Source organism: Paraburkholderia sp. BL6665CI2N2, assembly GCF_004366535.1.
Classification (GTDB): domain Bacteria; phylum Pseudomonadota; class Gammaproteobacteria; order Burkholderiales; family Burkholderiaceae; genus Paraburkholderia.
This window is the reverse complement of record NZ_SORC01000001.1, coordinates 736,096-750,471: the sequence shown is the minus strand read 5'-3', so window position 1 is coordinate 750,471 and position 14,376 is coordinate 736,096. Positions and strand designations below refer to the sequence as shown.

Here is a 14,376-nt window from a genome sequence, read left to right as displayed (position 1 = left end):
TTGTGGGCCGAAAATGACGGGTGCTAGACTGGCAAATCGCATTGTCGTCAACGACTTGCCAAAAAGGCTGGTCTGGACTGCGCCGGGTCTTCTGGCGTGGTATCTGTGTCAGCCGCGGCATGTTCGGCATCCAATCGATCATGCCTAAGGAGTCGCCCGCATGACCCATTCCATCCACGGCAACAAGCGCTGGCTCGCACTGATCGTGCTGTGCCTCGGCGTGCTCATGATCGTGCTCGATACGACGATCGTGAACGTCGCGCTCCCGTCCATCGCTGCGGATCTTGGGTTTACCGAGACGTCACTCGTGTGGGTGGTGAATGCGTACATGCTGACGTTCGGTGGTTGTCTGCTGCTAGGCGGGCGGCTAGGCGACCTGTATGGGCATCGCAAGCTGTTTCTCATCGGCATTACGTTGTTTACGCTGGCGTCGCTTGCTTGCGGGATTTCCAATTCGCAAGGACTGCTGGTGTGCGCGCGTGCGGTTCAAGGTGTAGCGGGCGCCATCGTTTCTGCGGTCTCGCTGTCGCTCATCATGAATCTGTTCACCGAACCCGGCGAACGCGCGAAAGCCATGGGTGTGTATGGGTTCGTGTGTGCGGGTGGCGGCAGTATCGGCGTGTTGCTCGGTGGATTGCTTACCAATTTGCTGAGCTGGCACTGGATCTTTCTCGTCAATCTGCCCATTGGTATCGCCGTGTACGCGCTCTGTGTCGCGCTGTTGCCGTCCGCGCGCGGTCATGCGCACGGCGAGCGGCTCGATGTGGCCGGCGCGGTGTCCGTCACCGTTTCGCTGATGCTGGCTGTCTACGCTGTTGTGAACGGCAATGAAGCGGGCTGGACTTCGGCACAGACGCTCGGCTTGCTGTTTGCCGCGGTGGCTCTGCTCATTGTGTTTCTCGTGATCGAGTCGCGTGTGCAGCATCCGTTGATGCCGCTCGGTTTGTTTCGCTTGCGCAATGTGGCGACGGCGAATGTAGTCGGCGTGTTGTGGGCTGCTGCGATGTTTGCGTGGTTCTTTATCTCCGCGCTGTATTTGCAGCGTGTGCTCGGCTATCGACCGTTGCAGGTCGGGCTTGCGTTCCTGCCGGCTAATCTGATCATGGGGTTCTTTTCGCTCGGGCTGTCGGCGCGGGTGGTGATGCGCTTCGGGCTGCGTGTTCCGCTGGCCGTGGGTCTGCTGGTCGCGGCTTGCGGTCTTGCGTTGTTCGCCCGCGCGCCAGTTGGCGGCAGTTTTGTGCTCGATGTCATGCCGGGGATGATTCTGCTCGGCTTCGGCGCCGGAATTGCGTTTAATCCGATGCTGCTCGCGGCTATGAGCGATGTTGATCCTGGCGATTCGGGGCTCGCGTCGGGTATCGTCAATACGTCGTTCATGATGGGTGGCGCGCTCGGGCTTGCGGTGTTGGCGAGTCTTGCCGCGGCGCGGAGTGAGGCGATGCAGGCGTCGTCTGGCAATGCCGTGGCGGCGCTGAATAGCGGGTATCACGTCGCGTTTTTGTCTGGGGCGATTTTTGCAGCGGTGGCGGGGATTCTGGGTGGCTTATTGTTGCGGACAGGGCACGCGGGTAGTGCGGGTGCTCACGAAGACGCTCACGGTCACCACGCGCCGGCAGCGGACGAACATTCCACCGCCGCGGGCAACAAAGCCGCGACCGAAAACTATTAAAACGCGTTTCCGCAAAACCGCAATCCCGATCAAACACCCCGCATCGGCGCTCGCTATGCTGGTTCCATGCTGACATGAGAGCCATATGAACCCGGTTGGAAAAGCGCTGTGGTTTATCGAAAGCCACTTTGCCCACGAGTTGACGCTGGACGACATCGCTAACTGCGGATGCGTGTCACGTTTTCACCTGGCGCGCGCCTTCGAAGCGGCCACGGGGTTTTCGGTGATGCGCTACGTACGCGGGCGTCGCTTGAGCGAAGCGGCGCGTCGGCTGGCGAGCGGCGCACCGGATATCCTCGCGGTCGCCATCGACGCCGGCTACGGCTCTCACGAGGCATTCACGCGTGCGTTTCGCGATCAATTCGGGCTCACGCCCGACGCGCTGCGCGCGCGTGGCCATCTCGACAATCTCGCCCTCGTGGAGCCGATCAAAATGGACGAAACCCTGCTTACCCATCTCGAACCGCCGCGCTTTGAAGACGGCAAAGCGTTTCTCGTCGCGGGCCTGAGCGAGCGTTACACCAGCGAAACCTGTGCCGCGATTCCGTCGCAGTGGCAGCGTTTTGGCGACTACTTCGGCAAAGTGCCGGGGCAAGTCGGCGATGTGGCTTATGGCGTTTGCTATAACGCGGACGACAGCGGCAACATCGACTATCTGTGCGGCGTCGAAGTCAGCGACTTCTCGGCATTACCTGCCGATCTGAGCCGCTTGCGTATTTCGCCGCAGCGGTATGCGGTGTTCAGCCATCGCGAGCATGTTTCGACTATCCGGCGCACCTGGAATACGATCTGGAATCAGTGGCTGCCGGCATCGGGACATATTCCTGCCGATGCGCCGAATTTTGAGCGCTATGACGAGAAGTTCGATCCCGTCAGCGGGATGGGCGGGCTTGAGATCTGGCTGCCGTTGAAGAACTGAGGAACCCGCCCGCTCGTCCCGGCGATGCAGATGCATGTGGCGGGTGGGTCGTCGGTAAGCGCGCTATCGGCTGAAGGATGAGCGCGATGCGACCGATGTGTCCGCTCATATACATCGCGGATTCCAGTAAGACCTATCTTGTGGGAGAGGTGTCTCCACTGGCAAAACGGCTCGTGCAAGTGACCTACGAAGCGATGTGGAAAGGGATCAAGGCCGTTCGCCCCGGCGCCAGACTTGGCGATGTGGGTCATGCTATCGAGCGGCACGCTCGCAGAAATGGCTATTCGGTCGTTCGGGAATATTGCGGACATGGCATCGGGCGTGAAATGCACGAGGAACCGCAAGTGTTGCATTGGGGAAAGCCGCAGACGGGTGTGTTGTTGCAGGAAGGCTGATAGCTTGACGGCCGTGAGCCGCATTGGGTTCGCATTCCTTAAAACAGAAACAACCGCAACGCGAGACCCACGAGGCCGCATGTCAAAATGACTGATATCACGCCGACCTTGAATCGAAACAAGGCTACGCCTGCGCTCAAGCCGATCACCAGCGATGGCCAGTCGAAGCCGCCGTGCAGCCCATGTGGCCATAGCACGTGAAGGGCAAAGAACACGGCGAGGTTCACGATCACACCAACTACAGCTGCAGTTATGCCAGTTAGCGGCGCTGTGAATTTCAGATTGCCGTGAGTCGTCTCGATGAATGGGCCGCCGAGCAGGATGAACAAGAAGGATGGAAGGAAAGTAAAGAACGTCACGACGACAGAGGCGACGATTGCTGACGCAAGTGCGGCGTCTGGGCCGAACACGACCTTGGTCCAGCCGCCGACGAATCCCACAAAGGAGACGACCATGATGAGCGGTCCCGGTGTCGTCTCGCCCAAGGCGAGGCCGTCTATCATCTGAAGACTGGTCAGCCAGTGATAGTTGTCGACCGCGCCCTGGTAGACGTAAGGAAGAACGGCATATGCGCCGCCGAACGTCAGCAACGCAGCTTTAGTGAAAAACCATGCCATTTGCGTGAACGTTCCGCTCCAGCCATACAAGACGGTTAGCGTGCCGATGACGACGAGCCAGATAAGAACAAAGACGGCAAACACCACAACAAAGCGCCTCCACGTGAAGAGCGCGTGTCTGGGCGTGGGTGTGTCGTCGTCGAGGATTGCGCGGCCAAAAGCGGTGTCACCGGCTTTGTGGCCTCCGCCAACAGCGAACCTGGTCGGGGCATATTTACCGCCAAAGTAACCGATGATGCCCGCGACCAGGACGATAACGGGAAATGGCAAATTCAATACGAAAATGGCGAGGAACGCGGCCGCTGCAATTGCCCATAACCAGGCGTTCTTCAAGGCGCGAGAGCCAATGCGGTAAGCCGCGAACACGACAATGGCGGTAACGGCCGGCTTGATGCCGTATAACACACCAGCCACTGCAGGCACGCTGCCGAATGCCGTGTAGATCCATGAAAGCGCTATCAGGATGAAGAGGGACGGCAGTACGAAGAGACCCCCGGCAATGACGCCGCCCCATGTCCGGTGCATCAACCAACCGATGTACGTGGCGAGTTGCTGTGCCTCCGGGCCAGGTAAAATCATGCAGTAGTTCAAAGCATGCAAAAACCGCTTTTCGGAAATCCACCTTTTCCGCTCGACCAGGTCCTGATGCATGATGGCAATCTGCCCCGCAGGTCCACCAAAACTGATGAAACCAAGGCGAAGCCAATACCAGAACGCCCGCCGGAAGCTGACTGACTCGGGCGGCGCCTCTCGAGTAGTAGCCATGTCATCCTCATGCTCTAACTGACTGTGTTTCATTTTTGGCTTCGCCTCGACTTGTTGACTGCGGCGTGCGACTGGATTGAATAGAGCAATGGCGCGGTCGGGACGAGCGCTACGTCATCTAGCTGTACTCTTTTCAGTTGCGGCGAAATGTGCGAGCAAAGAGTCCAGCACACGACCCATTTCGCTAACGAGGTCGTCATCACCCAGGCCGCGTTCTCGTGCACCTGTCATGACTGCCTCGAAGCCGGCGGCCTCCGGTACGACGAGGCCACCGATATCGAGCGCATGAACCATGTTCGCGAGTCCCGTCATCCCAGGCTCGCTATCGACGCCAAAACTGGCAGCGAGCACTTCAAAGGTCACGCGGCCATCGATGTGCGAGAAACTCGCGCCATCGAAGTCGAACCCTACAGCGTCCTCAGGACAGTCACCCGGGGAAGCAAGCCACAGGAACCGGGCGTTGCTATCAACAAAACGTTTGATGAGCCACGCGCTGGCCACCCGATCAACCCAAAGATGTTGACGGGTCGCCCAAACGCGCCCCTGAAACTTGTCATGATTCAGGGGGCGAATGGCTCCTTCGCTCTCGTGTGGCTCACCTGGAGACAACACGGCTTCCGCAGCTTCGAGAAAGTCGTGGCAGGCGGACTGCGCTCGAACCAATGAGTCGTTGGGGAAGAAGTCAACTGCTGCAATCGCTTCAAATTCCTTACGTATCTTGCGCACGAGCCTGGAGGCCTCGGTGAGACTGATGCTGGCAAGCGTTTTCTGGGCATCCTCTACGGACCGCCGAAAATTCGCGTAGTCGTCTGCGCGGTCGAATAGGGTCCGAAATTGCTGTTCCTGTGACGCGTCGCGGCTTGTAAACCACATCAAATAGGCGGCCCCGCCTGCCTGTCGGATGCCATCACACATTTCAGCCATCCCCGCCTCTCCTGACACGGGGAGCAGATACGCGCCATCGCGCAGGACCGCACAGCCTTTTGCCTTCAGCGCGCGCCAGTACCGCATGCGCGCCGTCGCACTGTCCGTCGGCAGCGACAGCACGAGCAGCAGCCAGTCGGTGAATTCATTCATGTAACGTAATCTACATGCTTGTTGATATCGATACAAATATATTTTAATTCTGTCTTGGTAGCGTCTCGCGCTCGGTCGTAGCTCTTTTAGAATCGGTCGATAGCTTGTTTTTCGAGCCGAGTCCGAGTGACCGCAAGCCTGCGGGCGCAGTGCTCCAATTGCGCTACTGGCCATTTTTGCCGTCAGCGGGTGCGGTAAAATTGTCCTGCAGAAGTGCCGTAGCCTCTACTTTTTACTGCCTTTGCCGTAAACCCAGTCAGCGGCTAGCCACGACACTCGGGCAATCCTTTGCCGCTGCACCAAGTCGATATTCTCGCCACGACTACGCGACGACGACGTATGGACCGAGTGTTCTCACGACAACATTAACGTGTCTGTTTCTATCACCACCGGAAAACTGGCTGTTCTCGCGGGCCGACATCCCTTGATCGTCGGTGCTCTAGCCAGCCTGATGGCAGTGGCCGTAATGGCAATCAGCGCGCTCACGCTTCTGGCCGCTCGTGACACGACTGTCGAACATGCTCATGAAATGTCCAGAAACGTCACCGCCGTTCTGGTCAGCAACATCGCCCGGACCATTGAAACGTCTGACACGTCCCTTCGCACTCTGGTAGCGTCGCGGAACAATCCCGCCATCCAAGCTATGGATCCGGACCTACGTCACGAATTGCTGTTTGATCGAACCGCTGCAGAGTACGTCACCGGCATGGGAATCACAGATGATCGGGGTCATCTGACCGACGGCTGCTGCTCGCGCGCCCACAATTGGGATTTCAGCGACCGTGACTATTTCATTGCACATCGCAATTCGGCGAATATTGGCCTTTATGTGTCATCCGTCTACCGGCCGCGGTCGCGGCCAGGGGCGCAGTCAATTGCGATGACGCGAAGAATGAACCGGCCAGACGGGTCGTTCGCCGGAGTGGCGATTGTTGCCATTGACGTCGAATACTTTAATCAACTGCTCGCAAAACTGGACGTTGGGCCAAACGGTGTCACTGCGATCGTTCGCACGGACGGTACGCTGGTGGCCAGAAATCCCGCAATGAGCAATGCCAGGCTGGTCAACGTGGGTAAGTCACCGACGTTTCCGCGTATGGTCAACCATGATTCCGGGTTCTATGCTGCCCCCTCGATCTCGGACGGGGTCGTGCGCCTATATACATTCCAGCGGGTTCCCGGAACGCCGCTTATCGCCGTTGTCGCGCCGGCGGAAACTGACGTACTGGCTTCCTGGAAACGACTGACATGGATAGTCGGAATCTCCGCGTCGTCTGTTAGCCTTGCGTTCTGCGCGGTGGTCTGGCTCCTTGCTTTTGCATTGCGGGACCACGCAAAGGCTCAGGTACTGCTCAAGGAGCTAACGCGAACCGACTCGCTTACAGGGCTCAAGAACCGCCGTGCTCTCGACCATGCCCTCGAAAACGAGTGGGCAACACTGCAGCGCAGCGATGGTTCTTTGTCGCTGCTGTTCGTCGATGCGGATAACTTCAAACAATACAACGACAGGCACGGTCACGCGCAAGGTGATATTGCATTGAAACATCTCGCGGAATGTATCAATCGACACGTGCGTCGTCGTGGCGATCTCGCTGCGCGATATGGCGGGGAAGAGTTTGTTGTCGTGCTGCCCCATACGGACAAAGCGGGAGCACTTAAGATCGCTGAAGCTATCCGTCAGGAAGTTGACTGTGGTCCTCCGGCAATACCATTCGAAGCAATTCCACATTTCACGGTGAGTATTGGATGCGCGACTGGTCGACGCTCACTTCCATCGTCACTAGATGAATTGACGAATTCAGCTGATCTGGCGCTGTACGCGGCCAAAAGGAGTGGAAGGAATGCCGTCGTCGCCGCGGGCGATATTGTTCCACAGGACCAACCGCAGAGTTGACGGCACGCCTCGACTGCGGCTGTCCGCGTCGCGTCGCGAATGACAGCAAAACGCCGATCTGAGCCGCACGGCGGATGAACGGCGAGCGCCGGTTTAGACCGACATGCGGACAGCAAGGTATCGATCCCATTACGCAAGCTATCATCCCTTGGGATATCGCAATGTGACCGACCGGCCTCGTTCTCAAGCCTTCGCTTTCCCGGCCATCTTCACCAGATCAAAAGGCGTCTCCCTAACCCTCCTCCCGGTCAGCCTGAAAACCGCATTCCCCACCGCCGGCGCCACCGAAGGACTCGACAACTCCCCCACGCCACCGGGTTTAGACGTATCTCCCTGCACGATAAAAACATCGACCTCCGGCATATCACTCATCCGCATCACCCGGTACGTATCGAAGTTCTTCTGCTGCACCTGCCCGTGCCGAATATCGACCCGATCCGCGGTCGCATGCCCTAGTCCCCACATCAAGCCACCATAAAGCTGCTCCTCGACCCCGCCAGGCGAAACCGCCAACCCGCAATCCGCCACGCAAGTCAGCTTCTCAATCACAACGCCACCACCCTTCCGAGTCACCCGCGCCACCACCGCCACATAACTGCCATACGCCTGATTGGTCGCCACGCCCAAAGCAGTCCCGGCAGGGAGCGCCTGCCCCCACCCGGCCCGCTTCGCCGCCTCCCGCAAAACAGCCTGATGCCTCGGATCCTTCATATGCGCGAGCCGAAACTCAACGGGGTCCCGATGCCCCGCATGCGCAGCCTCATCCATAAACGACTCAACCGCAAACACATTCGGGATATAACTCACCGCCCGATACCAGCCAGTCGGCACACCCGTCTCATGCCGCACCCAACCAATATCCACATGCGGCGCCCCATAAGCAAACTCATACTTGCTGATCGCTTCCGTGGTGCTGTAATCCATCCGATCCGGCCGATCGAAGTACCCAGGCTCCCATTGTTCCGGCGAAGCAGGCATCACCGCGCGCAATTGCAACGTCGCCAGATTCCCGCGCGAATCGAGCACAGCCTTCGCCCGATGAAAACTCGCCGAGTGGTAATGAAGTGCCCGCATTTCATCTTCACGGCTATTCATCAACTTGACCGGCTTCCCGACTTTCAACGCGAGCCACGTCACTTCAAAAAGCCAGTACTTCGACTCACGCGACCCAAAGCTGCCACCTGAAACAAGCTCGTGCAGCACGACACGATTCGTGGGAATACCGCCGATCACCTCAGCCGCTTCCTGCACCGTCGACGGCACTTGCAGCCCACCCCAGTACTCAATTGAACCGTCCTTCTTAGCCCACGCAGTCACGTTAATCGGCTCAAGCGGACACTGCGCCTTATAAGGCATCGAATAAGCAGCCTCAATCACCCGCGCCCCGTGCGGAAACGCGCTCTTCGAATCTCCACTCTGAATAGTCGGCACCACCCGCGCCGCAGGATCATCGAGCCACGCCGCCTGACGCGCAGCAAGCGTGCTGCTATCGAAAGTCTCCAGCGGACTGTCTTCCCACTCCACATGCAACGCCGCCTGCCCCTTATGCGCGGACCAGTAGTCATCGGCCAACACAGCGACACCCGCCTGATTGCCGCCGAGAATGTCCGGCCGGCCAGGAATCTGCAACACCTGCCGCACGCCCGGCACGGCCAACGCAGCCTCAGCATCCACGCTGCGCACACGCGCATCGATCACTGGCGCATGCGCGACGACCGCGACCAGCATGCCCGGCAACGACACGTCGATGCTGTACGGAAATGCGCCCCTCGCCTTCTCCGCAGCGCCGCGCTTATTCCGCAATTTGCCGATGTACCTGAACTGCGACGGATCTTTCAAAACAACGTCTTTCGGCGCGGGCATTTGCGCCGCGACCTGCGCAAGCGACCCATAGCTCGCACGCTTGCCGTTGGCCTTATCGACCACGAAGCCGTTTTCTGTCGAACACGTCGACGGCGCCACATTCCATTGTTTCGCTGCAGCAGCAATCAACATGGCGCGGGCCGTCGCGCCCGCACGTCGCAAGCGCTCGTATTCCAACGACACGCTCGTACTCCCGCCCGTCGAAAACACTTTCCACAACGGATGAATGTAGTCGCCGTAAAACGGATTCTCCGGCGTGATCACATCGACGCGAAACAGATCGACGTCCAGTTCTTCCGCGACCATCGCAGCGAGCGCGGTACGCGTCCCCGTGCCGGAATCGTGTTTATGGACGACGAGTTTGATCGTATCGTCCGGTAGCACGCGCACCCACGCATTCGGTTCGAATTCACCGGCCTGCGGTTTGGGATCGCCGCTTCTGTCGTCGCCCTTGGCAAACGCTTCGGGCAACTGGAAGCCGATTGCGAGCCCGGAAGCCACCAACGCCGAACTCTGTTTAATAAACCGCCGACGCGCAGCGCCATGACCACCGGTCAACACCTCTTTGTCGTTGCGCATTCAGGCCTCCTCGTTCGTGACATAGGACAAGCAGGCCGCTGCGCACTCAGGCATATCCACCGTCGCCAACGCCGGATCGCCCGACGCCGCCCGCTTGATCGCCTTGCGAATCCGCGAGTAGGTGCCGCATCGACAGATGTTGCCCGACATTGCCGCCGTGATGGTTTCGTCGTTGACGATCGGCTTGTCCTTGAGAAACGCGGCCGCCTGCATCAATTGGCCGGACTGGCAGTAGCCGCATTGCGGCACATCCTCCGCGATCCACGCGAGTTGCAGCGGGTGCCGGCCGTCCTTCGACAACCCTTCTATCGTCGTAATGCGTTTGCCCGCCACGGCAACAGCGGGCAGCAAACAGGAGCGCACTGCCTCGCCTTCCAGATGCACCGTACACGCGCCGCAAAAGCCGCCGCCGCAGCCGAATTTCGTGCCGGTCAATTTGAGCCGGTCGCGCAACACCCACAACAGGGGCATGTCTTCCGGTACATTGTCGAGCGAGTGCCGCGTGTCGTTGACCACGATCTCGATCATGCGCTGTCTCCTGAATGTGTTGTGCGGCGCGGCGCATGCATGAGTGGATGCGTCGATGCGTGATAAGGGCCGCGCGCTTGCGGCCATTATTCAAAGCCGTTAAGCGCAACGCCAGCGACCATTTCTTCCACCGCCTGTAAGTCCGGCTAACACCATGTTGAAGCGCTATCCGTCCATTCAGTCGATGCAAGCCTTTCTGCAGGCCGCGCGCGTCGGCAGCTTTTCGAGCGCAGCGCGGCAGTTGTCGCTCACGCATAGCGCGATCAGCCAGCAGATCCGCACGCTCGAAGAGTTCGTCGGCCAACCGCTTTTCGTACGCGAAAGCGGCCGCGTGGTGCTGACGGATGCGGGCGTGTTGTTCGCGAATCAGTTGGCGGATGGCTTCGAGCAGATCGATCGCGCGTTGTCGTCGGTAAAAGAGCGGACGGTCAAGCAGTCCATCACGCTCGACGTCGATCCCGAACTCGCGCAGAGCTGGCTGGTGGCGCGTTTGCCCACGTTGCTCGGCGCGCTGACGGGCACATCGCTCACGGTGTTGTCCACGCCGCGCCACGATCGCAGCGCGTTCGAGCGCGTGGATATTGCGTTGCGATATGGATATGGAGAATGGGATGGCTTCGAAAACGCCCTGATTTGCGGCGACCGTTTGACGGCGGTGGGTTCGCCTTCGCTATTACAGGCACGCGGGCTTAGCGTGCCGCTCACGCCTGAGCAACTATTGGATTTGCCGTTGCTAGGCTATACGAAGCGCTCGTGGATTCCCTGGCTCACAGCTGCGGGCTTGCCCGAGGTCGAGCCCGACGCAGTAGCGGTTTTCGACAACGCGGCCGGGCTGATCGCAGCCGCGAGCGCGGGCGTGGGCGCAGGTTTGGCACGCGGCCTGCTCGCCGCCGACGCGCAACGCAACGGCGATCTGGTCGAACTCACGCAAGTGGAAATTCCAACGCACTACAACCTTTACGCCGTTTGGCCGCGCGAGAAAGCCGAGCGTGTGGCGCCGTTAATCGACGTGATCCGCAACCTGGTCGCGCAAACCAACAGCACGCGTTAGGTCGTACTGGCCGCCACTTCCCGCACGGTATCGAGAAACAGCGACAGCACCGGTGAAGGCGTTTCGGCACGATAGCGCGCGTGCAGCGATACTTCGGGACGCGGCGCAGCGACCGGCACAAACGCAACGCCTCCTGTCGACAACTGCCGCGCGGATGAAGGCAGCAGCGCCACGCCCAAGCCTTCGCGCACGAGGCACAACAGCGTGTGCACCTCGACCACTTCCTGTTCGATCCGCGGAGTAAACCCTGCTTCGACGCAACAGTCCTGTAGAAAACGCGCCAGTTGCGACTGCCGCAAACCAAACGACACGAAACGCTCGGCCTCCAACTCCCGCAACGCAATCTCCCCACGCGACGCAAGCGCATGCCCCAACGGCAGCGCCACCACCGCCGACTCGCGCATCACCACTTCGCTGCGAATCTCCGGGTCGTCGTGCGAGACGCGGAAGAAACACACATCGAGCCGCCGCTCTTTCAACGCGAGAATCTGCGCGGCCGGCGTCATCTCGTGCAGCGTCCACCGTACTTGCGGATGTTTCTCCGCGAATACGCGTAGCGCGTGTGGAATCGGCTCGACCATCGCGGAACTGATGATGCCGATCTCAAGGCTCCCCACTTCGCCGCGTCCCGCACAGCGTGTCAGATCGATCGCGCGTTCGAACTGCGCGAAGATCAACGGCACCTGCTCTTTAAGTGTTTTCCCTGCCTCCGTGAGTTCGACACGATGCTGCGAGCGCGAGAACAACGCAGTGCCCATCTCTTCTTCGAGGATACGAATCTGCTGACTCAGCGGCGGCTGGGAAATGTGCAGCCGCGCGGCTGCCCGGCCGAAATGCAGTTCGTCGGCAAGCACCGCGAAGTAACGCAACAGCCGGATGTCCATATCGCAAACGTATCAAGATCGTGGTTAAAAAATATTGTACAGAGCGTTTTTATCTTGTGAGACTGCATCGCAAGCAGCAGTGCACATCAGTGTGACACTCGATGCCGGCGAGGGGAAGGCGCTCAAAAACAGCGTCTTGCAAAGGGCCGCATGGGCAAGCCCAACGGGCTGGGTTCCATCGATGCGCCTGCCCGCGATCCGGCAACTGGATACACCAGTTCCTCTCAAGGAGATCGAGTACATGATCATCGACACTAGCTGTTATCCGACCAATCTGGTCGACCTCGCGTGGCGCCATGACGGCGAGCCATTTTCCGGCGAGCGTCTGATCGAAGTGATGGACGGCCCTTACATCATCAACGGCAAGCCTCGCCGCATCGACAAGGCCTTCATCCAGCCGCCGCAAGGCAACACCATCTACACGTGGACCGACGGCGATCGCTCGGGCCGCGAGTCGATCGACGACTACATGGCGTACACGGTCGAATGCGTTCAGAAGTATCCGGACCGTTTGCTCGGCTGTTTCGTCTACAACCCGCGTTGCGGTCCGGAGAACGGCGCTGAAGCCATCGAGTTCTATGCGAAGGAACACGGCTTCAAGATGGTGCAGTTGCAGGCCAACATGCATGCGTACCGTCCCGACCGCGCGCTCGACTGGTTGCGCCCCGCATTGCGCAAATGCGCGGACCTCGGCCTGCTCGTGAAGCTGCATACCGGCGACGGCCCATACAGCATTCCGAGCGAGTGGTATCCGCTGATTCGCGAATTCCCGTCGGTGAATTTCATCATGGCGCACTTCGGTGTGCAGACGGGCGGTGTGTATTGCTTCGAGCCGTACCAGATGGCGCTCGATACACCGAACGTGTATTGCGAATCGAGCTGGTGCCTGCAATCGCGAATCGTCGAATTCGCGAAGGTACTGCCCACGCACAAGATTCTCTACGGTTCCGACACGCCGCCGAACGAGCCGGGCATGTGGCTGCGCCTGCTCGAAGTGTTGTGTCACGAACCGCCGCAAGGCCTGAATCTCGACGAAGACACGCTCGAGGACTATCTCGGCAACAACCTCGCCCGCATGATCGGCATCGAGCCGAGCGCGCCGCCGAAGAGCGTGGAAGAAGCGCAAGCCTATCTGAAACACTACGCCGGCACCGCGAAGAAACACGCGGGCCAGGCCGACTACGCAGGAGCCCGCTGATGATCATCGACACCCATCTGCATCCCACGAATCTCGTCGACGAAGCGTGGCGTCATACCGGGGAGCCATTCACCGGCGAACGCCTGCTGAAGATGATGGACGGTCCGTACATCATCAACGGCAAGCCGCGCCGGATCGACATGGGCTTCATTCAGCCGCCGCCGGGCAACACCGGCTATCGCGACGGCAATCGCCGCGGTCGTGAAGGCATTCGCGACTACATGTCGTATATCGCCGAATTGACGCAGAAGTACCCGGATCGCTTTATCGGCAACTTCACGTACAACCCGCGTTGGGGTCCGGAAAACGGCGCGGCGGAACTCGAGTTCCACGTGAAGGAATACGGCTTCAAGATGCTCAAGCTGCACGCGAACATGCACGGCTACCGGCCGGACCGCGCGCTCGACTGGTTGCGTCCGGCCATGAAGAAATGCGCGGAGCTCGGCGTGGTCGTGCTGATTCACACCGGCGATGGACCGTACACGATTCCGACGCAGTTCTATCCGATCATCCGCGAATTCCCGATGGTGAATTTCATCATCGGTCACTTCGGGATTCAGACGGGTGGCAACTATTCGTTCGAAGCGTTCTGGATGGCGATGGATACGCCGAACGTGTATTGCGAATCGGGCTGGTGCTATCAGTCGCGCATCGTCGAATTCGCTCGCGAATTGCCGCGCAACAAGATCGTGTTCGGCACGGATTCGCCGCCAAACGAACCGGGCATGTGGCTGCGCGAACTGGAAATGCTGTGCGGTCCCGCGCCGCAAGGCATGAATCTGGACGAGGACGGTCTCGAAGACTATATGGGCAACAACATCGCCCGTCTGGTCGGAATCGAGCCGACCAAGCCGCCGAAGGATCTCGCCGAAGCGGAGAAGCGGTTGAAGGCGACTTATGTGAATGACGTCACGCAGCCGGCTTAACGCTGACTGAT

General features: G+C 59.5%; 11 protein-coding genes and 1 pseudogene. 7 read left to right on the top strand and 5 right to left on the bottom strand.

Translation table 11 applies throughout. The features are described from left to right. Positions 1 to 160: 160 nt before the first annotated feature. The 3 genes and pseudogenes from B0G81_RS03280 to B0G81_RS03270 form a co-directional block, all read left to right on the top strand. On the top strand, positions 161 to 1,669 hold the full coding sequence (locus B0G81_RS03280; RefSeq protein WP_134133508.1) for a DHA2 family efflux MFS transporter permease subunit: 1,509 nt from the start codon (positions 161 to 163) through the stop codon (positions 1,667 to 1,669). An 85-nt stretch (positions 1,670 to 1,754) separates the two neighbouring features. Next, a complete protein-coding gene (locus B0G81_RS03275; protein ID WP_134133507.1) occupies positions 1,755 to 2,588 on the top strand; it encodes an AraC family transcriptional regulator in 834 nt (277 codons plus the stop codon). 110 nt (positions 2,589 to 2,698) lie between these two features. Beyond that, a pseudogene (locus tag B0G81_RS03270) lies at positions 2,699 to 2,980 on the top strand (M24 family metallopeptidase); the annotation flags it as partial. A gap of 41 nt (positions 2,981 to 3,021) precedes the next feature. Here B0G81_RS03270 and chrA read toward each other — a convergent pair. Together chrA and B0G81_RS03260 are read right to left on the bottom strand one after the other, a co-directional pair. Next, the gene (gene chrA / locus B0G81_RS03265) at positions 3,022 to 4,365 is read right to left on the bottom strand and encodes a chromate efflux transporter (RefSeq protein ID WP_134142979.1); all 1,344 of its coding nucleotides are present in this window, start codon (positions 4,363 to 4,365) and stop codon (positions 3,022 to 3,024) included. Positions 4,366 to 4,479: 114 nt separating this feature from the next. Further along, a complete protein-coding gene (locus B0G81_RS03260; RefSeq protein WP_134133506.1) occupies positions 4,480 to 5,442 on the bottom strand; it encodes a chromate resistance protein ChrB domain-containing protein in 963 nt (320 codons plus the stop codon). A 451-nt stretch (positions 5,443 to 5,893) separates the two neighbouring features. Here B0G81_RS03260 and B0G81_RS03255 point away from each other — a divergent pair, with 451 nt between their 5' ends. Further along, the gene (locus B0G81_RS03255; protein ID WP_134142978.1) at positions 5,894 to 7,336 is read left to right on the top strand and encodes a diguanylate cyclase; all 1,443 of its coding nucleotides are present in this window, start codon (positions 5,894 to 5,896) and stop codon (positions 7,334 to 7,336) included. Positions 7,337 to 7,519: 183 nt separating this feature from the next. Here B0G81_RS03255 and B0G81_RS03250 read toward each other — a convergent pair whose 3' ends face one another. Together B0G81_RS03250 and B0G81_RS03245 are read right to left on the bottom strand one after the other, a co-directional pair. Continuing rightward, complete coding sequence (locus B0G81_RS03250) at positions 7,520 to 9,778, bottom strand: molybdopterin cofactor-binding domain-containing protein (protein WP_134133505.1); 2,259 nt, start codon at positions 9,776 to 9,778, stop codon at positions 7,520 to 7,522. Next, positions 9,779 to 10,306, bottom strand: coding sequence for a (2Fe-2S)-binding protein (locus B0G81_RS03245; protein ID WP_134133504.1), 528 nt, complete (start codon positions 10,304 to 10,306; stop codon positions 9,779 to 9,781). 154 nt (positions 10,307 to 10,460) lie between these two features. Here B0G81_RS03245 and B0G81_RS03240 point away from each other — a divergent pair, with 154 nt between their 5' ends. After that, complete coding sequence (locus tag B0G81_RS03240) at positions 10,461 to 11,357, top strand: LysR substrate-binding domain-containing protein (protein ID WP_134133503.1); 897 nt, start codon at positions 10,461 to 10,463, stop codon at positions 11,355 to 11,357. On the opposite strand, the gene B0G81_RS03235 is transcribed toward B0G81_RS03240, so the two are convergent. Next, the gene (locus B0G81_RS03235) at positions 11,354 to 12,241 is read right to left on the bottom strand and encodes a LysR substrate-binding domain-containing protein (protein ID WP_134133502.1); all 888 of its coding nucleotides are present in this window, start codon (positions 12,239 to 12,241) and stop codon (positions 11,354 to 11,356) included. The genes B0G81_RS03240 and B0G81_RS03235 overlap by 4 nt on opposite strands. Positions 12,242 to 12,482: 241 nt before the next feature. On the opposite strand from B0G81_RS03235, the gene B0G81_RS03230 reads away from it, so the two are divergent. Both B0G81_RS03230 and B0G81_RS03225 read left to right on the top strand, forming a co-directional pair. After that, positions 12,483 to 13,439, top strand: coding sequence for an amidohydrolase family protein (locus B0G81_RS03230; protein WP_134133501.1), 957 nt, complete (start codon positions 12,483 to 12,485; stop codon positions 13,437 to 13,439). Next, positions 13,439 to 14,365, top strand: coding sequence for an amidohydrolase family protein (locus B0G81_RS03225; protein WP_012428924.1), 927 nt, complete (start codon positions 13,439 to 13,441; stop codon positions 14,363 to 14,365). Before B0G81_RS03230 ends, B0G81_RS03225 begins: the two co-directional genes overlap by 1 nt. The last annotated feature ends 11 nt before the right edge of the window (positions 14,366 to 14,376 follow it).

Coding starts and splice junctions, on each gene's coding strand:
- B0G81_RS03230 (WP_134133501.1), top strand. CDS start 12,483: ATGATCATCGACACTAGCTGTTATCCGACCAATCTGGTCGACCTCGCG.
- B0G81_RS03275 (WP_134133507.1), top strand. CDS start 1,755: ATGAACCCGGTTGGAAAAGCGCTGTGGTTTATCGAAAGCCACTTTGCC.
- B0G81_RS03260 (WP_134133506.1), bottom strand. CDS start 5,442: ATGAATGAATTCACCGACTGGCTGCTGCTCGTGCTGTCGCTGCCGACG.
- B0G81_RS03225 (WP_012428924.1), top strand. CDS start 13,439: ATGATCATCGACACCCATCTGCATCCCACGAATCTCGTCGACGAAGCG.
- B0G81_RS03250 (WP_134133505.1), bottom strand. CDS start 9,778: ATGCGCAACGACAAAGAGGTGTTGACCGGTGGTCATGGCGCTGCGCGT.
- B0G81_RS03245 (WP_134133504.1), bottom strand. CDS start 10,306: ATGATCGAGATCGTGGTCAACGACACGCGGCACTCGCTCGACAATGTA.
- B0G81_RS03280 (WP_134133508.1), top strand. CDS start 161: ATGACCCATTCCATCCACGGCAACAAGCGCTGGCTCGCACTGATCGTG.
- B0G81_RS03255 (WP_134142978.1), top strand. CDS start 5,894: ATGGCAGTGGCCGTAATGGCAATCAGCGCGCTCACGCTTCTGGCCGCT.
- B0G81_RS03235 (WP_134133502.1), bottom strand. CDS start 12,241: ATGGACATCCGGCTGTTGCGTTACTTCGCGGTGCTTGCCGACGAACTG.
- chrA (WP_134142979.1), bottom strand. CDS start 4,365: ATGGCTACTACTCGAGAGGCGCCGCCCGAGTCAGTCAGCTTCCGGCGG.
- B0G81_RS03240 (WP_134133503.1), top strand. CDS start 10,461: ATGTTGAAGCGCTATCCGTCCATTCAGTCGATGCAAGCCTTTCTGCAG.